Raw genomic sequence first — 23,100 nt, forward strand, 5'->3', positions numbered from 1 at the left:
CGGAATTCCACTTGAAAAATGTTAAAAAAGGAAAGACAGGCATATATTCTGCACCAGATAAACCTGCATAATAAGGTGTTGTCATCGCATCTGAGCGAGCAGATGGCGGTATCGGAAGATACTATCCGCCGCGATCTGGCGGCGCTGGCACAGGAAGGGAAGATCCTCAAGGTGCATGGAGGCGGGTTATCCAATTCTTTTCATCAGGGCATTGTATCGCAGGATGTATATGCACAGGAAAAGAAGCAGCTGATAGCGCTGAAAGCCGTAGACCTGATTACTGACGGTATGTTTGTACTGACTACCGGCGGTACCACCATCCTGCAGCTGGCGCGTATATTGCCGCCGGAGCTGCGGGCCACGTTTATTACGGTAAGTCTGCCTGCTGCTTTTGAATATGCCAATCATCCGAATATAGATGTGATTGTGATCGGGGACAAGCTGGCAAAAAATTCCAAAATCACCGTAGGCGGCGAAGCCATTGCCAGAATCAGGGATATCCGTGCAGACCTCTGCTTCCTGGGCGTTAATGCCATCGATGTGCATGCGGGGCTTACTGATAACGACTGGGAAGTGGTACAGGTGAAAAAGGCCATGGTCAGTACTTCCAGGAAGGTGGTGGCTTTATGTATTTCGGAAAAGGTCAATACCGCCGAACACCTGAAAGTATGCGATGTGGAAGACATTGATATATTAATAACAGAGTTACCGGCTAAATCTAAAAAGTTACAGCCTTACAGTAATAAGGGCATCAGAATTTTATAGTATCAGATTTTATGTACGTCATTCCGGCCATCCGGAGCAGTATTCAACAATTTCAATTATCAGCTTTATTATCTAAAAATTATTTCACAGGAAAAACTATTGGTCATCGGTAAGAACGATTGCTAAGCGAACATTTCAGGCTATGCCGGAACAGATTACCAACCAATTCATCCCGGACTGACCGCAATTCCATCAGTCTGTGTAACTATTTAAATCATTATGCTCATGTGTCAGATTACGCGATTGACAGGGCGTTGCAGCCTGTTGCTGCTACTGCTGATGACCTGTCTGGCTGCTGCAGCTCAGGCGCAGGTAAAAATTTCCGGTAAGGTGACCGACGAAACAGGATCGGCATTACCGGGTATCACCGTTACCATTAAGAATACCAAATCGGGTACCGCCACCAATGCAGATGGTGTGTACAACCTCACGGTTAACCTGCCTGCCGGCAATTACACCCTGGTAGCTTCCGGCGTAGGATTCACCACTACAGAAAGCGCCGTTACGCTCACCGGCAGCGGCAGTATTACGCATGATATCAGGGTAGCTACAGCTGTATCCAAGCTGGATGAAATTGTGGTTACCGGTACCTCACAGGGAACCACCAGGAGGCAGCTGGGAAACTATATCAGCACCGTAAAGGCGGATGAACTCAACAAGGGCGGTACCGGGAATGTGCTGTCCGCATTGCAGGGAAAAACTGCCGGCGCGCAGATCTCGCAGAACTCCGGCGATCCTGCCGGCGGTATCAGCGTAAAGCTGAGAGGTACCAGCACCATTTCCGGCTCTACAGAACCGCTTTATATCATTGATGGCGTCATTGTAGATAACTCTACCACCCGCGTTACCAACAGTGATCCTAACTATGCCGGCGGTACCTTTGTGGGTAACGTAGGCCAGAACCGTATGGCGGATATTAACCCGGCAGACATTGAAAGGATAGAAGTACTGAATGGTGCTGCGGCTGCAGCTATATACGGTTCCCGCGCCAATGCCGGCGTTGTGCAGATATTCACCAAACGCGGCAGCAGCGGCGTACCAACCGTAAATTTTTCTACGGGTATATCTGTCAACCAGCTGCGCAAGAAGCTGGATGTAAACAGGGCCCCCGTAAAATTTGGAGGTTCGCCGGATGATGCTACCCAGGATATCCTTACTCCCAGCATTGTTTCGCAAACAAAGGTAAACCGCTATGATTACCAGGATTATATTTTCCGTACCGGATTAGGTACTGATAACAATGTATCGGTTGCCGGCGGAAAAGATAAAACGAAATATTACGCATCTGCCAGTTATTTCTATAATCAGGGTATCATTAAAAATACAGACTTCAGCCGTTACAGCTTCCGTCTCAACCTGGATCAGGAAATCAATAAATGGATCAGCGTCAATGCTACCATGAACTACGTATACAGCCGCAGTCATGAAAAGCCTGATGGGAATACGTTTTATTCTCCCATGAACTCCATCACCATCCTGGGCAACTATTATGATATTCAGCAACGGGATGCTCTCGGTAACCTGATGAAGGTAGGAGAAAGAGGCCGTGTAAATCCGGTATCGGTGATAGAAGATTTTAAACAGCAGCAGCAGGTAGGCCGTGTGATTGCCGGCGCAGGAATTAAACTGAATCCGATTAAAAATCTGACTGTTGATTACCGCCTGGGTATTGATAACTATAACCAGGATGGTACGACTTTCATGCCCGCCTACGCTTATTTTGTCAATCCAGGTTTTTATGGCGGCGGACCGGAACTGGATCCTACACAGAATGGATATGCCAGCTCGGCTTCCAATACTTCCTTCCTGCTGAACCACGATCTGAATGCTACCTATAACTGGCATATCAATGATAAGCTGGAATCTGTAACACAGGTAGGTTATTCTGTACAGTACCAGAAACAACATTTCACGTTACTGCAGGGAAGAGGGATGCCGCCGTTTGTACAAACGGCAGACAGGGCCATCACTTTCATTCCCGGCGCGGATCAGCGTACGGAGTTATCCATCTCCGGACAGTATATACAGCAGAATTTCAAATACCGTAATCAACTCTTTATTACCGGCGCTTTACGTATGGACGGTTCTTCCGTATTCGGGAAGAATGAACGTAACCAGGTGTACTCTAAGCTGAGCGGCAGCTATGTGCTGTCCGGTACCGACTTCTGGGCTAATGCCGGTGTGTCAGGATGGTGGGATCTGCTGAAAATACGTGCTGCATACGGTGAATCAGGTAACCTCACCGGTATTCCGGCCTATGGCCGTTTCAATACCTATGGCGCTACTCCTTTCCTCGGAGCCGCCGCTTTTCAGTCGCCCAATACCTACACCAATCCTGATGTGAAGCCGGAAAGGCAGCAGGAACTGGAAATAGGAACAGATATGGCATTTCTGAATAATCGTATAGGCCTATCCGTTAACTACTACAGAAAGAAGGTAAAAGACCTGCTGATAAGCCGGGCGGTAGCGCCGACAAACGGTTATTCCTTTGTGCTGGAAAATATCGGCAGCCTGGAGAACAAGGGGCTGGAAGTGGTGCTGAATGTAACGCCGGTGAAAACGACCAACTTCACCTGGGATGTTACCGCTATCTTCAACCGCAACAGGAACAAAGCGCTGGACATTGGGCAGTCGCTGGTATTACTCAGCACTGTAGGCGGTGCGCCGGTAGGTATTGCCAACGGGGAGCCTATCGGGTTTTTCTATGGCCTGTTCTATGCAAGGGATGCCAACGGCAACATCATGAAAAATGCTGCTGGTCTTCCGCTCACAGAGAAAGGTGTACAAACATCTCCCACCACCTGGCAGGCGCAGCGTGATCCGGCCACAGGGCTTCCCACAGGTGCTACGCTGAATAAAATAATCGGTAACCCGAACCCGGATTATACTGCTACGCTGACAACAGATCTGCGTTATAAAAAACTGGGATTGCACATTCAGCTCGATGCCGTTCAGGGCGTAGATGTTTTCAATGCAGACTACAGAACGCGCCAGGCTACCGACAACGGAAAGGTGGCAGAGCAGGAAGACCTGGGACAATTGCCCAGAGGATATTTCAGAGCAGTGTATGATATTCATGAATTCAGAATTGATAACGGCTCTTTTGTGAAGCTGAGAGAACTGGCGCTGAGCTATGACTTCGGTAAGCTGAAAGGACTGAGTGATCTGAGTGTAAGCCTCGGCGGCCGTAACCTCATCTCCTGGGATAACTACAAAGGATATGATCCGGAAGTGAATGCAGCAGGGCAAAGCACCATTTTGCGCGGTATCGATTTCGGCGCAGTACCGGTGCCCAGAACCTTTAACTTCTCTGTCCGCGCTAAATTCTAATCCACAAAAACAATGATTATGAAACGTTATCATCACATCTATAAATATTTTGCAGGGATTACGTTGTTGCTGGGTACTTTCACCGCCTGCAAGAAAGATTATCAGGATGCTTCCGGACCTTCCTCTGATCAGGCTTTCAGTACGCCTATCGTGCTGGCTGATGTGGCGGCCGGTCTGCAAAGCTGGTATGTCCGCGACCGGACCGGCCTGCTCTATACTACTGTTACGGCGGGCAGCCTGCTCACCGGCGAAACATTTGTAACCAACCCCGGCAATGCAGATGAAGCGCAGCTGGGCACCGGTGGCGCAGCACTGCTCAATGTCAATGTTGTAGTAACCGGTATGTGGGCGGTGTCCAATAAAATAGTGTATGAGTCTGACAGCATCCTGCGCAGCACGAAAATGATTGTAAAAGATGCCGGTTTCGCGAGCGGCCTGATTGGCTATACGTCTATATTTAAGGCCCTGAGCCTGGGTATACAGGCCAACTTCTGGGAGCAGGTGCCGGATACCATTGGCAGGCCGGACGGCATTACCAACGATGTGAAATTCATTCCGGCCAGGCAGGGCTACCTGCGTGCCGTACGCACTATTGATAATGCGCTGAATGCCATCAGCGCAGCTCCTGTCAGCGATAATTTCCTCCGTTACATACCAAAGGGTATCAACATTGAGAATACCCTATATGCGCTGAAAGCCAGGTATAGCCTGTATGCCGGCGATTATGCCGGTGCGCTTGCGGCAGCAGACAAAGTAGACCTTTCCGAAAAAGGCAAGGGTGCGCTGGTATTCACCTCCCTGATTACCAATCCGGTTTATACGCTGGCCACCGCTACCAACAACATCTTCCAGGTAGTAGATTCCTCCATGGGATTACCTAAAGAGATCCAGCCCGACCAGGCAGACGGCCGCGTACCTTTCTATATCAAACGGCAGGCGAAGCCCCGCTTTATCATCAACGGCTTCTTTAAAAGCCTCAACGATACGGTTCCGCTGTTCCTGCCCGGAGAAATCACCCTGATAAAAGCTGAATGCTATGCCCGCACCGGCCTGATCCCGCAGGGCCTCGCCGAACTCAACAAGGTAGTCACCAAAACCGCTGATAAAGATGCCTACAAACTGGCAGCCAACCTGCCAGCGGTATCCGCCAGCGATAAAGATGAACTCCTGACCCTCATCTATAAACACCGCCGCATAGAACTCTATATGGGCGGCCAGGAACTCGAAGACAGCCGCCGCTTTAACCGGCCTGTCAGCGAAAGGAAACGCACGTATTTCCCGTATCCGTTTGTAGAAAGGAATGATAATCCGAATACGCCGAAAGACCCGGAGTTTTAATTGCGAATTACGAATTGCGAATTACGAATGAGGAGCGAAGACATAAACGAAGATTACTTCTTCGCTTATGTCTTCGCTCCTCATTCGTAATTCGCAATTCGTAATTCGTAATTAAAATCAATTTGGTCTGCACAATTCCCCGTCTTGTCGTATAATCCCTCCCGTTGCATTACTTCGCGTATCTTTATGGAAGTGTATTGACCATTGATAAATGAAAGCGTTGCTGCGATCCCGGAATATTATTATTGTGTTGCACGTGCTCATCTGGGGCATGGTGCTGTTGCTGCCATACCTGGTATCTACGGAAGCGAATGATTACCGGGTGGGGCCGCTGCCGGGAACGTTCTTTACGCTGTCGGGGATCATTCACCTGATTATTTTTTATGTCAATGCGTTTTTTCTTTGTCCGCGGTGGCTGAACAGGCGTTACTGGTGGCTGTATATAGTGGCGGCAGCAGCACTGCTGGGAGGCTCTTTCTGGCTGAAGTATCATATGATGGCGTGGTGGTATCCGGAGCTGTTGCAAGACCGGCCGGCGTACAGGGCGGTGTTTTCGCCATCGGTGGGCGTATTTGTCATCAGCCTGGTATACCGTAAGATCCTGGACCGGATAAGGGTGGAGAAGGAGCAGAAGGAGAAGCAGGCGCAGCAGCTTTCTTCAGAGCTGAAGTTTTTGCGTTCACAGATAAGCCCGCATTTTCTGTTTAATGTGCTGACGAACCTGGTATCGCTGGCGAGGAAGAAGTCTGACCAGCTGGAGCCTTCCCTGATTATGCTATCGGAGCTGATGCGGTACATGATTTATGATGCCGGCGGAGCCAGGGTGGCTGTTACCAAAGAGGTGGCTTACCTGGAGAGTTATATCGCCCTGCAGCGGCTGCGTTTCGGAACGGATGTGGATATTCAGGCCGGTATACACCTGGAAGAAAATGCAGGCGCACAGCTGATAGAACCGATGCTGCTGATACCGTTTGTGGAGAACGCCTTCAAACATGGAACGGGCGTGGTATCGCCGGTGATAACCGTACGTCTGTATGTAAAACAGGAGGAGCTTGTGTTTGAAGTGAATAACGCCTATGACCGTATACTCGATAGCAGCAAAGATGAAAGTTCCGGTATAGGGCTCGCCAATGTGCGCAGCCGGCTGGACCTGCTCTACCGTCACAAACATCAGCTGAAGATAATGGATAACGGTCATGAATTTAATATTTCCCTGACGTTAACACTAATATGATATGCTACGCTGTATTGCGGTTGATGATGAACAACTGGTACGTGAGCTGCTGGAAGATAATATCCGGCAGATACCTTTTCTGCAGCTGGTAAAAACCTGCAGGAATGCTTTGGAAGCGATGGAAGTACTGCAGCAGGAAACCATCGACCTGATTTTCCTGGATATACAGATGCCGCGGCTGAGTGGCCTTCACTTTTTACAATCATTACGTAACCCGCCGCTGGTGATCCTGGTGACCGCCTATGAACAATATGCGCTGGAAGGATTTAACCTGCAGGTGGTAGACTACCTGCTGAAGCCGTTCAGCTTTGAACGCTTTCTGAAAGCCTGTCACCGTGCCGATGAGCTGTTCCGGATGCAGCAAAAGCTGTCAGCGCCTACCCGTGAGATCACTGATTTTTTTGTGAATGTGGAATACACCCAGGTGAAGATAGTGGTGGCCGACATCGAATATATTGAGGGACTGAAAGATTATATCAAAATACATTTATCATCTTTTCCCAAGCCTGTACTCACCCGCATGACGATGAAAGCAATAGCGGAAAAGCTACCTGCTGCCGCTTTTGTACGTACCCATAAATCCTATCTGGTGGCGGCGCAGAAGATCACCGCCATCCGGCGCGACCTGGTATGCATCGGTGAAAAGGAGATTCCTGTAAGCGATTTCTACAAGGAAAATATCAACAGACTTGTGAACCCCGAAAGCTGACATGTGCACACTTGTGCCGGTTGTCGCAACACTTGCCCGTGACATCTACTCTCCGGATTTTCAGTGCTGCATCCCGATAGTTTTGCAGGTAAATAATATTACCAGCAATGAAACGAGTATCTGTCATATGGGCGGTATTTCTGATGAGTGTTGCTGTGGCAGCTCAGCAGCCGGTAAAAGACAGTCTGCCTGCTGACACGGCGCGCCGCGGCAGCAACCGCGTGCTGAAGGAGGTTACTGTCAGCGCCGGGTCTTTTGATGCCAGCGATAAAGCCAAAGGCGCCTCGCTGACACCTATGGATGCCGTTACCGTAGCTGGCAGCAATGCAGATATTACACAGGCGCTGCGCTCCCTGCCTGGCGCACAGCAGATAGGCGAACAGGAAGGGCTTTTTGTTCGTGGCGGTACCAGCGATGAAACCAGACAGTTTATTGACGGCACCCTGCTGAAATATCCCAACTATCCTGCTGTGCCGGGCATACAACAGTTTGCACGCATCAACCCCTTTCTGTTCAAAGGTATATTATTCAGTGCTGGCGGCTATTCTGCCTTATATGGTCAGGCAATGAGCAGCGCCTTAATCATGGAAAGCATTGATCTGCCTGATAAGTCTTCCGCCAGTTTCAGCGTGTTCCCGTCCAACCTGGGCGCGGGCTACCAGCATCTGGCCAGAAACGGGCGGAGCAGCTACGGCGTAGGCATGACGTATAGCCACCAGGGATGGTATAACGCCATCGTGCCACATAACCCCGATTACTTCAGCGGCCCTTCGTACTTCGAAGGGAATGCCAATTTCAGAATTAAAACAGGTAGGACAGGCATGCTGAAATACTATACCATGTGGACTTCCAGCGATGTAGGCATACGGAACCCGGATATTGACAGTACCACCCTGCTTGCCGGTTACCAGGTGAAAGGGAAAAACTATTACGGCAACCTCAGCTACCGTAATACCTGGAACAGCGACTGGCGGCTGGATGCGGGCCTTGCCTACAGCTATAACGATAATGATACACGGAGAAGCCTGACCAATGCAGAAAGCAAACCGGTCATCCTGGCAACCGATCCCTATCGTTATAAAAATGGTAATGATGTGGTGAAATCAGATTTCGCGCAGGCAAGGGTGGTGATAACACGTTTCTTTCCACGCGGACAGGCATTACGTATCGGGGCAGAACATTTCTATAGTAAAGACCATGGTGTGATGCGTGACAGCATCATCCGGCTGACAGATCAGTTGTCTGCCGCCTTTGCTGAAGGCGACATCCGGCTGGCAACAAATGTTTCGCTGCGGGCAGGTGTACGCGCAGAATACAGTTCGCTGCTGCAGCGCGGGGTGGTAGCGCCGCGTGCCGGCATAGCCTGGCGGCTGAACGAAGAAGGACAGCTCAACCTGGCTTATGGCATCTTCTTCCAGGAGCCGCAGAACACTTTTCTGTATCACAATACCGGCCTGGATTATACAAAGGCTACCCACTACGTACTCAATTACACCAGGAGGGCCAATAACCGCTACTTCCGGCTGGAGGCCTACTATAAAAAATATGATCAGCTCATAAAAACCTTTCCGCAAACCGGTAATAACGGCAACGGCTATGCGCAGGGTGTGGAGCTATTCTACCGGGATAAGAAAACCTTCCGCAACCTGGACTACTGGATCACCTATACCTACCTGGATACAAAACGGGATTTTATGAACTATCCGTATGAGATGCGCCCCACCTTTGCCGCACCGCATACCACTACCATTGCCATCAAGAAATTTTTCCAGGACCTGTCTTTGTACGTGAACCTTTCTTATTCGCTGGCAGCCGGCCGGCCGTATTATGACCTGCGTTATGATATGGCGGCCGGACACTGGCGAACATACGACGAAGGTACTACCAAAGCCTACAGCGTTGCCAATATTCACGTCGCCTATATCACTTCTTTCTTTAAGAACCGGCAACACAGGGATATTTCGGGTGTCGCCTGCGGTGTAAATAATCTCCTGGGTACTGCACAGGTATTCGGATATAACTACAGCGCCGGTGGCGCTAATAAGGTAGCTATCACGCTGCCGGCTACACGTACTTATTTCATAGGCGTATTCATAAGCCTGGGAACAGACCGTACCAGTGATATACTCGATAATCTGTAATTGTCATATAACGTAAATGATTAAACGAAAATTAAGTATTCATTCATTCACTCATCATAAAATAAACATTACATTATGAAAAGGATTTCCATTACATGGCTGTTATTGCTGCTCATCACTGCCGGCAGCTTCGCGCAAAGTGCTGACGCCGCCCTGCAGGGCGCTGTGGCAAAGCTGGATAAGGCCGCCAGCGTAAAAGATTATGAGTCGCTGGAGAAAGAATTTATTACACTGGCAGCCTCTCAGAAATCTTCCTGGCTGCCTTATTACTATGCTGCCTTCTGTAATGCCAAAATCGGATTTCTTTATAAAGAAGACGGCGAAAGAATAGAACCCTATAGCGTAAGGGGCGAAGAGCAGCTGGCAAAGGCACAGTCCCTGCTGGACACCATCCGGCAGAAGCAGGAACTGGCAGAAGTATATACTGTATACAGCATGGTATATCGTACTAAAGTATTTATCAACCCGATGACTTATGGCCGCCGTTACGGCACGCTGTCAGATAAATTTATGAAACAGGCTTTGCAGCTGGACCCTCAGAACCCACGCGCCTTATATGTACAGGCCTGGGTAAAATATGCCACTCCCAGAATGTGGGGCGGCGATAAACAACAGGCCAGGGAGCTGGCTGAAAAAAGCCTTTCCAGACTGAAAAACGGATCAACAGGTGTGGCGCCTCACTGGGGCAAAACTGAAGATGAGGAACTGCTGAACAAGCTGAAATAGTTGAACCTTTAAAATTTAAAACAATGATTTTCCCATTTCTTATTCTCCTCCGCATATTATTCGGTGTATGCATGGTATTCATTATCGGCTACATTTTCGGAGGCTTCTCTAAAAGACCGGCATTGGCGTGCCTCTCCAAAGTAGCAGCCATATTAGCTATTGTTCTTTTTATCAGCACTAACATACTCCTGATGCGATTTGCCTTCAGCCACGAAGCAAAGCGGTTTTGCAAACAAACAGAAGCGGAGGTTAGATAAGGTAATTACGAATTACAAATTACGAATTACGAATGCAGTGCGAAGAGCTGAACGAAGATTTTCGCACTGCATTCCATAAAAAATGTCCTCCGGAAACTCCGGAGGACATTTTTTATAGATACAAATCTCAAATAATAAAATAATAAAATAACAAAATGATCAGAATCCGTATCTGATGCCGAGTTGGATCTGCCAGGGCGAGCCTCCGGGGGTGACAACGCCGGAGTTGGTGTTGACGTTGTATTTGTAGCTGAGTGTATTTTCATCAAATCCGCCGATGGAGTAGATATTTTGTTTGCCCAGCAACTTGGATACGCCGCGGTTTCTGTCAAACATATTTACGATGTTGAAGAGGTCGCAGGAAAGTTCTACACTCTGGGTTCTGGCGAAGCTGAACTTTTTGGTGAAACGCATATCCCATACGCCGTAGAAGCCGTTGATGCCGCCATTTCTTTCAGCTACTTTGCCCATGCTGCGACGGATGTAATCCTTATAGCCTTCGTTGGCAAGCGGATTATCCAGGATTTTGTGGATGTTGTTACGAACTGTTTCAGGTACTTTCGGGTCGTTGATGTCGAAAACATAGGCGAGATCGTTGGATGCCACAAAGTCGCCGTTTACGTTGCCGCCGGCAGAGAGGGAGTAGCGGGTACCGCCGATGCCGCTGTAGCGGATACCTATATTGATACCCCAGAAGCTGGGCAGCGTACCGTAGAACACCACTTTGTGACGGAACTGGTTGTCGGAATAGCTCATGGTATTAAGATTGCGGGGATCGTCTTTTACCATGAGGGACAAGGTGGCCGTGTTGGCTACGTCTCCGTTATAGGAGGTATTGTCTTTGGTATCGTTCCAGGTATAGCTGAAAGATATTTCGCCGTCTTTAAAATAGCGCCAGGTACCGTCCAACACAAATGCAAACTGGTTGACCTTGCCGCCGCTGTTCAGTTCCAGCACGCGGCCCACGCTGGTAGATTTGCGGCCATTCTGCCAGTCGGCGTTGCCTGTTCCTGCATCAATCTTTTTCGCCGGTACATATACGCCGCGGTTGCCTTCGTTGGGAAGGGTGAAGAACGGCTGATCCACCATGTTTCTGTCCACATACATATAGTTGTTGCGGGCGATGGTGGTGAAGAACGTCAGCCCCATTTTCAGGCGGTCAGAGAACAGGTGGTTATAGGATACATTGGCTTTATACACCACAGGAATGCGGGCGTCCTTGCCGTTCATATTGATTGTGCCTATACGCGGGAGGTTCAGCTGATCGAAGAGTTCCCTGCCTGGTGCGGAAGACGGGTTCTTGCGGTATTCCACGAAGTTGGGACGGGGAACGGTGGGTACGTTGGCGAGATCAATAGATAAAACCTTGGTGCCATCGAACAGCATATTGTTGATCATGGCGTAGTTGTTAATATCAGATCCGAAGATGGCTGCCCCGAAGCGCAGGTAATCGGTATGCTTTTCGTTGATGTCCCAGTTGAACTGCAGGCGCGGTTGCAGCTGGAAGGTTCTCAGGGAGTTGTCGGTACGTAATCCCAGTTCGTCGTATACCGTCTTATTGAAGTTTGGTTTGTTGAGATAAGCGGTATAATCTGCACGCAGACCGGCAATCATTTCGAATCCTTTGAAGAGTTTGGTTTGTATCTGGGCGTAGAGCGCAGCGCTGAAGATATTTTGTTTAACGCTGGGATCATCTTCCAGGGCTACTTCACGGGCATAGCGGTAGGGCGTGAGGTTTTTGAATTTATCCATGGTGTTGAAATAGAAGCGGCCGTTCATTTCACTGCCGTAGAGGGAGTTCATGTGGCTGTACATGACATCGGTCCCGAAGGTGTAATTCGCTTTATCGGTATTGTAATAAGTGTTGTTTACCAGCTGGAATACATTGTTATAGAAGTGTTCCGGAGAATATCGCTGTCCGCCGAGCTGAATGGTGGTATACGCAGGCGTTCCGTTGAAGTTGGATTGTACGCGTTCCACAATGGCGCGTGGTATATTCTGTGCCGGCAGTTCTTTTCCTGGTGTGCTTTCCTCGAAGGTGTAGAGGTGCTGTACTTTCAGTTCGTTGGTGACGCGCGGATTTACTACGGTACGCAGGGTAGCCAGGAGGCTGTTATTGATAGCCTTGGCATCGGCATATACTTCATACAGATTGATGAGTGAGTTATCATCACGGCCAAGCGGAGCACGGTCATTCACATAGTTATTACGGATGGTGAGGAGATTTTTTTCATTCAGCTGCCAGTCAATACGGGCGAAGGCAGCATCCGTACCTCTTTTTTTGTTGAAGGAACCGAACTGCGGTGTATTGGCTACGCCGTAGGAGCCGCGTGCAATCTGCAGGAAAGTATCGAGTACTGTCTGTTTTACGTTGAAGGTAACTTCATCCTGTGGCGATTTAATATCTGCCAGTATCAGCGGGCGGGCATCTGCCTGATGGTCCCAGGCTACGAAGAAATGCGCTTTATCTTTGATGATGGGGCCGCCGGCGGAGAATCCATACTGATAGGTAGAGAATTCATTGGTACGTGTTTTACCGCGTGCGTCGAAGCGGCTGGACAGTGCATCGTTGCGCATGAACATGAAGGCGCTTCCGGAGAAGGTGTTGGTACCGGATTTGGTTACGGTGCTGATGGTACCGCCACCGCTGCGTCCATAGAGTACATCGTACTGGTTGGTTACCACTTTGAATTCACGGATAGCTTCCATGGACATGGCATAGGGGCCACCGATACGGGTGTTGGTGCCGCTGCTGGACGTAGGATTTTTAGCAGAGGTACCATCGATGGTGATATTGGTGGATGAGCCGAGCTGCCCTGACAGGTTGTTACCACTGCTCAGCGGAGAGAGGTCTACCAGGGAGTTGAAGTTACGGCCGTTAACGGGTAGCCGGGCGATGTCGCGGGCAGTGACAGTAGTAGCGGCGCCGAAGTTCTCGGATTTGTTCTTCAGTGCGGAAGCTACCACTTTGATTTCTTCCATGCTGACAGACGCACTTTTCAGTTCGATGTTGGCCCGCACCAGGTCGCCCTGGTTGAGGGTGTAACCGGTACGTTTCTGTTCCTGATAGCCGATAAAGGTAACGTGGATGGTGTAAGGGCCGCCCAGCGGCAGTTCCCTGATAGTGAATTCCCCTTTGGCATTGGAGATGGTACGGCTGCTGAATCCGGTGGACTCGTTACGTACCACTACAGAGGCGCCGGGAATGGTTTGTTTGGTTTCATCGGTGATTGTTCCGATAATGGATGCCTGCGTTGTCTGCGCAGATGCATAATACGAAGAAAGGCAGCATAGCAGCCAGAGAAGGACAGTTTTACAGACAGGTTTCATGATTAAAGTTTTCAAGTGGTAAAAATATAATGGCAATGATGGAATGTGATATGGTCGTGGAATTGGTAACTAAAAGTTCACATTGAAGGCGTCGCCGGACAGATTTGTTTTTTCGGTTTTTTAATCAGCAGGTATTCATCATTCATCGCGTGGAAAAGTATGGCTTCTCCATACATATCTGGATAAAAAGATAGAGAAAATAAATAACAATCGAAAGTTTCAGGGCATAACATGTTGCTGCATCTATATCTGCAGGCTGTGGCTGACAGCGTATATGCGTGCGGGAAGAAAGAGGGGGAGGCAGAATCTTTTCTGGTGTTAAGGCTTTAGCGGCGCCGGTGCTTTTATCAGTGGTGCTTCCAGTCCGTAGTTGCCATCCGCCTCTTGTTTTAGCCGGTCGATCAGCAGTTCCCGGGTAAGTTTCCCGCCGGAAATCATTCTGCCGGCCCATAGGGCGGCAACTCCCGCCACATGCGGCGCGGCCATACTGGTACCATCTTTACTGATAAGGCCACCACCTGCTTTGGCAGACAGGATATTTACGCCGGGAGCCAGATAGGTAGCGCCGGTATTGGAGAATGGAGCAATAATCAGGCGGTCGTTTTCCTGTTTAACAGCACCCACCGTGAGGATGCCTTCAGCTGCTGCCGGAGGGGCTACCGCCACGGTATACCGGGGCCTGCTGCTTTCGTTGCCTGTAGCTGCAATCAGTATTACCGGCTGGATGTAATTACTTTCCACATTTGCCATAAGGTATTTGTGTTGCGTCTGGAAGAGCTGCAGGTTTTTACGGTATGCTTCCAGTGCCATTGATATGGCGGCATTGCGGGGCATGTCGCGCTCTTCCAGCTGTTGCACAAAGGCCGGGAAGTCGAGTCCCAGTGATATCGATATAATATGCGCGCCATTTTCTACTGCCCAGTTGATGCCTTTCGTCAGCGCGCCGCTGGTACTGCGGGGACTGATAACTTTGCCTATCAACGCTTTTGTTACACCGCGTGCAATACCGATACGGGTCCCAGCTACATCCCGTCCGAAAATCACACCCGCGCAATGGGTGCCATGTCCGCATACATCTCCCTCTTCCTTGTCATCCGTGAAATTTTTTGTTACGATGCTGACGCCTTTGAATGCCTCATGATCAGCATCTATCCCGGTGTCCAGGATGGCGATCCGGGTATTCTCCCCGGTGAAGTCTGAGGCATCGGCGCCGATAGACTGAATATTCCAGGTAACGCCGCCGGAAGCAGGAGCAGCAGCGGTACTGCTTTCAAAAGGAGTGATGAGTTGCAGCGGCATGCTAGGGCTCATGGCTAAGGTGCTTGGATCCCTGGCGGTATCTGCTGCAGCTTTGTCGCTTAAACTGGTTGTAATGGCTTTGTATTCAACAGGCTGAGGGCCAGCTTTTATTTCGGCGACATCCTTATTTCCGGCATCTCTCTTCACGCCTGAAGGGGTGATGGCCTGCAGAATGATATAATCATTTTCCATATGGGGTTATTTCAGGAGTTAAGCAATTGTATTCTAATTTACCGAATTTTTTCCGTTTACCTCATAGTCGTAAATAAATGAGGAAATATCATTTTCAACGTATATGCATATACGTTATTGGCTTAACTGATAGATAAGAATTTCTACCCGCATATTTTTCATTTTCTCATCGGTATTGCCGGGTTTCGGATACAATAGTTCTGTGTTACCCATGCCCTTACAGGTAATACTGGCGGCCGGAATGCCATAGTCTGTTAACATGTCTTTCACCAGTGATGCTCTGTCGGCCGATAGCCGGAACAGTGCAGAGGCGGTATCCAGTAACAGTTCCGCCGGATAGTTAACATGCCCCCTGATTTCAAATGCATGATTTTTAAACCGGAGCAGGTATGCAGCTGTTTCGTTAAGCGCAGAAACAGTAGCGGGATCCAGCGCAGCTTTGTCGGGCAGGAAAAGAAGGTCCCTGATCGTAAACTGTTTAATCAGTGTGCGGGTCCGGCTTCCTGCAGATATCTGCCGCGCAGTAGTGCTGTCTGTTTCAGGCTTGCATACCAGGCTGATTACAACGCATCGGTTGAGAGAGTCATGACCAGGTTGCAACGGATGTGATTCATCTTTGTTGTATACATTGATGGAAGCGGGGACATTGGTGATGCCAAGATATGTTGTTACTGATTTGATTCTGCCGGCAGCCAGTTTTTTGTTGTACGCTATTGTGCCGATAGTATCTGTATGGCCGGTTATTTCTATGATACGCGCTCCGGTAACGGATATGCTGCTAAGTAGTTGCTTTGACCGGTCGTTTAATACAGTGCTGCCCGAAGGGAAATATATCTTTATCTGTTGTGCAGATGACATCAGAGAAACTGTAAAAATCGTAACAAGAAAAGAAAAAAATTTAATCATTTCCTTTTTTATATAATGGTTGTGTTGATGGCAGGAAGGTAGAAAATATTTTCAGAAATATACTTTGATTTTATAACTGCGTATTCTATATTTGAAAAATATAACCATTAATAAACCAACATTAAAAAGCCTTTGATAATAGTTATTGTTTCCCGTAGTCATGAAATAAATTTTGCAGTACACTGCGTCTGAATAAAAAACCTGTTACCATTTTTATTACCGAATAAAATCCGCCATGAACCAATATCTTTTATACCGGTCTATGCTCATGCATTGTATATAGCCGTGCATTTCCCCGGACAGCAGTATTTCCGTGCCGCAGGTTGCAGTACCGGTAGTAGTGTTATGTGCCCGGACTGATACATACCTTGTATCAGACAGCTATGTATTGCCCGTTTTCAGCAGTATTATCAGCATCTCTGATATGAGCGGTCAGCATAACTGCTCCGCTGTTTTTTTACTTTAAAATTTAATGAAATGAAGAAATTGATCTTCGTTGGTGCATTGCTATGCGCTTCCGTGGCGGGCATTTGCCAGCCCTTCTGGAACTGCACGAATCCCGGCCAGCTTCTGCCGGATGGCTGGGATTGCCGTGTGTATTATGAATGCGACCAGGCCCTGAACCCTGTTAAACACTATTGCAGCGCAGGCCTCTACTGGAATTGCGTTGAACAGACTTGTGATGTCAGGGAGAAAGTAAATAGTGCTTGTCCCTGTACTATGGTGAGATTTTAATTAACCCTTTAAAAAAAGTATTATGAAGAAAATTATGACTGTAGCAGTGCTGTTGATAAGTACTGTTATCTCTAATGCGGAAGTAGTAGGTGACTGCGCGAACGAAGGACAGTACCTGGCAGATTCGAAAGATTGCACCATCTTTTATGTGTGTGATGCGATGAAAAAACCACAGCGACATGATTGCCCTCCAGGACTGGAGTATGATTGCATAAGACAGATCTGTAATTATCCTGATAGCGTACCAGGAAATTGCCCTTGTAAAAAATAATATCAGATCCGCACTATTGTTTTTCCATCTTTAAAAATAAGTTATATGAAGAAAGTTTTCTTTGCTGGTGCATTACTATGCATTTCGCTGGCAGGTATGTGTCAGGTATGGTGGCCATGTTCAAATCCGGGTCAGTTATTGCCCGACGGAAGAGACTGCACTATTTATTATGAATGCGATGCCATGAAGGTGGCGCAGCGGCGTGACTGCGGCGCAGGGCTGCACTGGAATTGCATTGTACAGGTATGCGACTATCCTGAAAAAGTATCAGGATGCCCCTGCAATATGTAATACGATGTGACAAATCAATTGTTTAATCATTAAATTAAGAATGGTGAAGAGACTAATTTTAGCCGCCGTACTGGCTATGGGCGCATATGTTTCGCATGCCAGCGTTGTAGGTACCTGTGCCAATCAGGGGCAATACCTGTCAGACTCAAAGGACTGTACTATTTATTATGAATGCGATGCGGCATTGGTGCCGGTGAAGCGTCATTGCGGACCCGGACTGGAGTGGGATTGTATCAGACAAATGTGCACCTATCCCTCCATTGTACCGGATGGATGCCCTTGCAAATAGCTTTCCCGGCAATGCCGGAGTAAATAATACTCCGGCATTGAATCAGCGAAGCATGTTGTTCATGCAGGAAAGTATTGCTGTCACTCCGGAATATAAACGTTCCGGAGTGATAAATGTGCTTTTCGGATAGCCGTTGCTGTGATATACGGACAAGCCCTTTTTTATACCTGTCAATTTATAACCTGTGATTAAAAAAATATTTTTTCCTTTTATTCTTCTTTTTAGCGTCGTGATGTATTCCTGTTCTCCGGATCAGAAGAAAATATTTGATAACCTGCATCTGCTGCAGATCAGCAAGATGGCGGAAGAACAACATAAAGATGTACTGCTGGTAAATAAATCCGGTGGTTGCAGTCCGTGTGATATGTTTGAACTGATGCTGTTCAGAAATGAGGCATTGCAGAAAGCTGTTACCGATAAATACCTGGTAGTATATATTGATCACTCCATTGCCGGTAATGAATGGCTGGCCCGCATATTGAACAGCGGCGCCACTCCCGGCTTTATTTTTACAGATGCAGCCATGAAACTGAAAGGTATTTACTTCGGACAGATGCCGGAAGAAAGACTGCGACAGATACTAGCCACACTGGAAAAGAAAGGTGCATTTGCTGCAGACAGATTTGATGTTATTGAACATCAGCGTATACCGGATGAACAAACCCGCGCATTTGTGCAGGGATCACTCACGGCCCAGCTGCAGTTGGAAACATTCGGTAAATCACATGACAGCGCAGACTTGAAGGACATAGCGCCGCTGCTGAAGTCAAGCATCGCAGTGCTGCCTACCTTTTACAACAACTTCCTGCTGGCGCAATATTACAAGCAGCGTAATGATACTGTGCAGGCCAGCCTGGCAGCAGAAAAGGCGCTTGCTGTGGATGATAAAATTTCTGATATTCTGAACCTGGCACTGAAAAAGCATGCACACCACATTGTGAATAACAATTATGATGAGCAGAACGAAGCGATTATGGATCCCGGAGCTGAGCAACGTTTCCAGAAACCCATTGCGTTGAATAAAAAAGATTCAGTCACGATAACATTTGTAAATACCGGTAAGAAACCGCTGAAGGTGGAAAACATAGTTTCCGACTGTACCTGTACAGTAGGTGAATTTACCAAGGTGGCTGTGCCACCGGGAGAGAAGGGAACTATTAAAGTAGTGGTGTCCGGTGTATCGGCAGGTAGCTTTAAACGCATGATGCGGGTGTATTCAAATGCGGTCAACTCTCCGACTCCCTTTTATATAAACGGACAGGTAAACTGACCGGCATCCATATTTACATGTAATTACGAAACTCTGCACCATCGCACCGGAACGCCTGTTATTCCGGTGCGGTATAATTGTAAGATATGATATGAAAATACTGACCTGCCTGCTGCTGCTGTTCGTTTGCCAGCATGCTTTTGCACAACAAGGTGATAAAAGAGTGCTCATTTTCGAGGACAATTTTAAAAGGCCGCAGCGCGCTGTAGCATTTGTCATGCTTTCTCCCGGAAAGAAAAATATTGCAGGTATTACCGATACTGCAGGCAGATTTCTGCTGCCGGATACGATCCATGCACCACTAACCCTGCAGCTGAAGGATACTGCCTTTACCTGCCGATACTGCACCGTGGCAGCAGATAAGCCGGAAACCCGGATTGTCATTATTCCCGGAAGTACGCAGCAGTTAAAGGAGGTCAGTATCACAGCTGCCGCAACCTATACAAAAGGCGATGCTGCTAAAATAACCATGGACCTGACTAAAATTCCGGAAGCCAGATTCTGGACTATCGCTGCAGCACTAAAAAATATTCCCGGCGTAGAGGTAGATGCAAACGGTAATATTACCTATGCAGGTAAACCGGTTGCCCTCAAGCATAACGGATATACCTCAGTGGTATTCAGTAAAATGTTGTCAGATAATATTCACCAGCAGCCAGCTTTGAAATATACCGGCATTACACTGCAGCTGCACGACCTGAAAACTGAAAAGCCAACGCTCAACTTTGAACAGGTGCTGCCTGCTGATAAAAGCATCTATGGAAACATTAATACTTATGTTTCTACTGTTTCCGGTGGTGCCGATGGCAGTATCACTGCCCGTACAGGAAAGCATACCATCAGCGCTATGGGTGGATATTCCCGGCGATATACCCCTGAAAAAGTGATGACTGGCAATACGCATTATGATACTTCCGCCATTGTACTGACAAGAGAAACCCGCACTACCGGAACCGCCAGGATAACACCTTTTATCAGTATATCAGATAATTACCGCATCAACGACCGCCACTTCCTGAATGCAGAATTCAGCTGGAATGCCAGCGACGATCATAAGAATGAAGAGGCAGTTACCCGTATCCGCCATCAGGACGTACTCCTGAAATCTGTTACTGCTACCCGTAGAACAGATATGCCCTTTGCAGATAATAATAATCTGAACACCCGGCTGGCATATATATGGAAGATACCGGCTAAAATACCTGGTACCCGCCGCCGGCTGGATATTTCAGCAGAATACGTATCTATAGGTACCGGTCTGGAGAATTCATTAGTGTCAGCCGTGGATCAAGGAAAAGAAGTGCCGGCTGATAACTACCGGCAACGGAAAAAAGAACGGGAAAAGGACGTATATGCGTACGCGTGCTATGCATATGAGAATAAGCGCGTGGGTGCTTTTGATATTGCTGCCAAGTATTTTTACCGTACGTATGAAGAAAGGCAGGAGACTGATTTTTCTTTGCATCCGCAGGAACCTGAGCTGCTGCAATCTACTGCAGTGTATCATTACGGCGCTTTGCTGGCATCACTGGAAAAGAAGTTTGGCAGTAGCTTTTCCGCAAGAGCAGTATTGAAGGGCGATTATAACTACAATGGGTTTAAGCATTTACCTGACCGGTATTTCCGGTCATTCTTCGTATCTCCTTACCTCTCTCTGTACTATCAGTTACCCAACAAAGGCACGCTGCGTCTGGAATCGGAATATTCCCAGCAGCGTCCGCCGCTTCACGCATTGGTGAATGTGCCGATGATTTTCAATAACGGATATGCTGTAAAAGAAGGCAACCCGGATCTCCGCCCTTCCGGTACCTTTTCTGTTAACGCCGGTTATGCCGTTCCCTGGAAAAAATTGCGCTTTAATCTTGATGCCAGCTACAGACGTATCAGCAACGATATCGGTGTATATACCTATGCACGCGACAGCGTAACAGTAGTGTCTTACAGGAATCTGCAGGCCGTAAACGGTTATTACACGAGAGGTATGCTGTCAGATATTCCGCTTGCCTGGAAGTTAAAAGCCGGGATATCCGGATGGGTGGAATACTACAGGTATCATGTGCGCCAGGATTATAATACCAATGGATTCTCCAGAGGAGCAAGCCTTTCCCTTACCTGCATGATTAATGCACAATGGCGGCTGATGGTATCAGGCAGTTATGATAAACGTATTGGTTTTCAGCATACCTCACCGGATTATTTTTCCTCCAATATCAATGCTGTATATGCGAAAGGGAAATGGATGTGCAGCTTAACAGGCAGCAACCTGCATCAGCCGTGGCTGGAACAGCGCAGCAGCAGTAATGGAGAGGGATATTACGCATTATCCGCAGACCGTTACAGGAATTTTGACTGCCGGCTGTCTCTCAGCTATACCTTCGGCAAGAATACGACGTTTACTGATAAGGGAAAATATGCGGAGAAGAATGATCTCGGCAGTCTCAGTCGCTAGCATACAAATTACCGGGCAGATATTATTGTCAGATAGCAATTCCGAATGGTTTATATTGAGGTATATTCCTTTACCATGAAAAGTTGGATCCTATACCTGATAGTTATACTGGCATTGACTTCCTGTGAAGCGGCAACTTCATATTTTTATATGCCTGACCGTATTCCCAGCCAGTTTGTAAGCGTTCATCCCGGAAGAGATACGTTGCTGCGTATGGAGCAGGGACTTGAAATATTTATACCTGCAGGTGCGTTGGTTACGACCGACAGTGTTGCGCAGCTGGAAATAAAAGAAGCATTTAAGCTGGAAGATATGATCCGCGGCGGACTGGTAACGGTAGGTGACAGCGGTTTGCTCAGCAGCGGTGGGATGTTCATGATAAAACCGGCAGAAGGTGCTGATATCAGTATCAGGAAGCCAATAACGGTGCAGGTGCCGGCTGATTTTATTTCACCGGGCATGGAGTTATACGACGGTGTGGAAGGATTTGGTGAACTGACATGGGCTAATCCGCGCCCGCTGGCCGATTCAACCCCTCCGATATGGAAGCGGGGGCAACAGCTTTTTCAGGATAACTGCAGCAGTTGTCATGCCGTTAACCAGGAGCTGACAGGCCCACCACTGTATGGCGCTGTGAGCCGCTGGGATTATGATACCGCGTTGTTATTTGCCTATACCCGCAATGCGGCAGCGCAGATATCGGCCGGAAATTTCCGTGCCGGCTGTCTCTTCCTGAAATACAATAAAACCGGCATGCCGGCTTATCCATCGCTTACACAGCAGCAGCTGACAGCTTTATACAGCTATGTAGAACAGGAAGGCCGTAAATTTCCGGGCAAGCCGGAAGCCTATTCCCGTACCAACTGCGACAGCTGTGAATGTTACCGGCTGATGCTTGCGCAGGCGAAGGAAGAACTGGCATATGACGCCAACGGAGAACAGGCTGGTTTTGTAACCCGAACGGATACACGAACAATAGATACAGTTCCGGGTACGGAAAAAATTGAGGCTGCTGGTCTGGATACAAACGGTAGTACCAGGAAGGCGCAGGCCTATATCGTAAAAATTAACAACTTCGGCTGGAAGAATGTGGATGAAGAAACGCGGAAGATGCTGACTGCCTCTGCATCTCAGCTGAGCGTAACTGTAGACGGCCCGAAGCCGCCCTCCATGCATCTTTTCCTGGTAATTCCGCATGACAGGATATTATCTCCCGGAGGGCTGCTGAAAGACGGAAGAACGTATGGTTTCTATGGTAAAGACGGTACTGTTTACCTGCCCCAGCAGCAACCTGCCTGGATTTTTGCAGTAGCGGAAGATCATGAAAGGGCAGCCTTCTATTTCGGCAATACGGCCTTTACCACGCAGATCAATAATAATCTGACATTGACCGTGAAAAAAACTTCGTCAGCCGCGTTTGAGACATTTATCCGGAAAATAGGCGGCAGCAAGGGATTGAAGGCAACGGTGAAGCCGCTGGGGCCTGAGGATGCAGCCACTAAGGCAGCCGGCAGGATACAGTTTTATGAGCAGCAGATCAGCAGGCATTGTAAGCAGTAATCCAGGCA

The 23,100-nt window shown here is 48.2% G+C and carries 17 protein-coding genes; 14 read left to right on the forward strand and 3 right to left on the reverse strand.

Annotated elements, in window-relative coordinates:
* Positions 1-18 precede the first annotated feature (18 nt).
* The 7 genes from GWG06_RS02955 (at position 19) to GWG06_RS02985 (ending at position 10,243) form a co-directional block, all read left to right on the forward strand.
* Positions 19-765, forward strand: coding sequence for a DeoR/GlpR family DNA-binding transcription regulator (locus GWG06_RS02955; RefSeq protein ID WP_127041431.1), 747 nt, complete (start codon positions 19-21; stop codon positions 763-765).
* Positions 766-990: 225 nt separating this feature from the next.
* The gene (locus GWG06_RS02960; protein ID WP_235938105.1) at positions 991-4,095 is read left to right on the forward strand and encodes a SusC/RagA family TonB-linked outer membrane protein; all 3,105 of its coding nucleotides are present in this window, start codon (positions 991-993) and stop codon (positions 4,093-4,095) included.
* Positions 4,096-4,113: 18 nt separating this feature from the next.
* Positions 4,114-5,433: a RagB/SusD family nutrient uptake outer membrane protein gene (locus tag GWG06_RS02965; protein WP_160711234.1), complete on the forward strand. Its 1,320-nt coding sequence runs from the start codon at positions 4,114-4,116 to the stop codon at positions 5,431-5,433.
* Between the two features lie 211 nt (positions 5,434-5,644).
* Entirely contained in the window at positions 5,645-6,667 is a 1,023-nt protein-coding gene (locus GWG06_RS02970; RefSeq protein WP_160711236.1) for a sensor histidine kinase, read from the forward strand.
* A 1-nt stretch (position 6,668) separates the two neighbouring features.
* Positions 6,669-7,376 carry a LytR/AlgR family response regulator transcription factor gene (locus tag GWG06_RS02975; protein ID WP_160711238.1) on the forward strand — a complete coding sequence of 236 codons (708 nt, stop codon included), beginning with the start codon at positions 6,669-6,671 and terminating at the stop codon, positions 7,374-7,376.
* A 107-nt stretch (positions 7,377-7,483) separates the two neighbouring features.
* Positions 7,484-9,517 carry a TonB-dependent receptor plug domain-containing protein gene (locus tag GWG06_RS02980; RefSeq protein ID WP_160711240.1) on the forward strand — a complete coding sequence of 678 codons (2,034 nt, stop codon included), beginning with the start codon at positions 7,484-7,486 and terminating at the stop codon, positions 9,515-9,517.
* A 75-nt stretch (positions 9,518-9,592) separates the two neighbouring features.
* Positions 9,593-10,243: a hypothetical protein gene (locus GWG06_RS02985; protein WP_160711242.1), complete on the forward strand. Its 651-nt coding sequence runs from the start codon at positions 9,593-9,595 to the stop codon at positions 10,241-10,243.
* Between the two features lie 416 nt (positions 10,244-10,659).
* On the opposite strand, the gene GWG06_RS02990 is transcribed toward GWG06_RS02985, so the two are convergent.
* From GWG06_RS02990 to GWG06_RS03000, 3 genes are all read right to left on the reverse strand, one after another.
* Positions 10,660-13,830: a TonB-dependent receptor gene (locus tag GWG06_RS02990; protein ID WP_160711244.1), complete on the reverse strand. Its 3,171-nt coding sequence runs from the start codon at positions 13,828-13,830 to the stop codon at positions 10,660-10,662.
* 318 nt (positions 13,831-14,148) lie between these two features.
* Positions 14,149-15,321, reverse strand: coding sequence for a S8 family serine peptidase (locus GWG06_RS02995; RefSeq protein ID WP_160711246.1), 1,173 nt, complete (start codon positions 15,319-15,321; stop codon positions 14,149-14,151).
* A 114-nt stretch (positions 15,322-15,435) separates the two neighbouring features.
* On the reverse strand, positions 15,436-16,179 hold the full coding sequence (locus tag GWG06_RS03000) for an OmpA family protein (RefSeq protein ID WP_160711248.1): 744 nt from the start codon (positions 16,177-16,179) through the stop codon (positions 15,436-15,438).
* 525 nt (positions 16,180-16,704) lie between these two features.
* On the opposite strand from GWG06_RS03000, the gene GWG06_RS30785 reads away from it, so the two are divergent.
* The 7 genes from GWG06_RS30785 (at position 16,705) to GWG06_RS03035 (ending at position 23,092) form a co-directional block, all read left to right on the forward strand.
* A complete protein-coding gene (locus GWG06_RS30785) occupies positions 16,705-16,962 on the forward strand; it encodes a carbohydrate-binding module family 14 protein (protein WP_127036883.1) in 258 nt (85 codons plus the stop codon).
* 34 nt (positions 16,963-16,996) lie between these two features.
* Positions 16,997-17,233 carry a chitin binding peritrophin-A domain-containing protein gene (locus GWG06_RS30790; RefSeq protein ID WP_420826288.1) on the forward strand — a complete coding sequence of 79 codons (237 nt, stop codon included), beginning with the start codon at positions 16,997-16,999 and terminating at the stop codon, positions 17,231-17,233.
* Positions 17,234-17,278: 45 nt separating this feature from the next.
* Entirely contained in the window at positions 17,279-17,524 is a 246-nt protein-coding gene (locus GWG06_RS03015; RefSeq protein ID WP_127036879.1) for a chitin binding peritrophin-A domain-containing protein, read from the forward strand.
* Positions 17,525-17,564: 40 nt separating this feature from the next.
* Positions 17,565-17,813 carry a chitin binding peritrophin-A domain-containing protein gene (locus GWG06_RS03020; RefSeq protein ID WP_127036877.1) on the forward strand — a complete coding sequence of 83 codons (249 nt, stop codon included), beginning with the start codon at positions 17,565-17,567 and terminating at the stop codon, positions 17,811-17,813.
* A 232-nt stretch (positions 17,814-18,045) separates the two neighbouring features.
* A complete protein-coding gene (locus tag GWG06_RS03025) occupies positions 18,046-19,083 on the forward strand; it encodes a DUF1573 domain-containing protein (protein ID WP_235938162.1) in 1,038 nt (345 codons plus the stop codon).
* Between the two features lie 91 nt (positions 19,084-19,174).
* Positions 19,175-21,532, forward strand: coding sequence for an outer membrane beta-barrel protein (locus GWG06_RS03030; protein WP_160711252.1), 2,358 nt, complete (start codon positions 19,175-19,177; stop codon positions 21,530-21,532).
* Positions 21,533-21,607: 75 nt separating this feature from the next.
* On the forward strand, positions 21,608-23,092 hold the full coding sequence (locus tag GWG06_RS03035; protein WP_160711254.1) for a c-type cytochrome: 1,485 nt from the start codon (positions 21,608-21,610) through the stop codon (positions 23,090-23,092).
* The last annotated feature ends 8 nt before the right edge of the window (positions 23,093-23,100 follow it).

It is taken from the genome of Chitinophaga solisilvae (assembly GCF_009928525.1).
Lineage (GTDB): Bacteria > Bacteroidota > Bacteroidia > Chitinophagales > Chitinophagaceae > Chitinophaga > Chitinophaga solisilvae.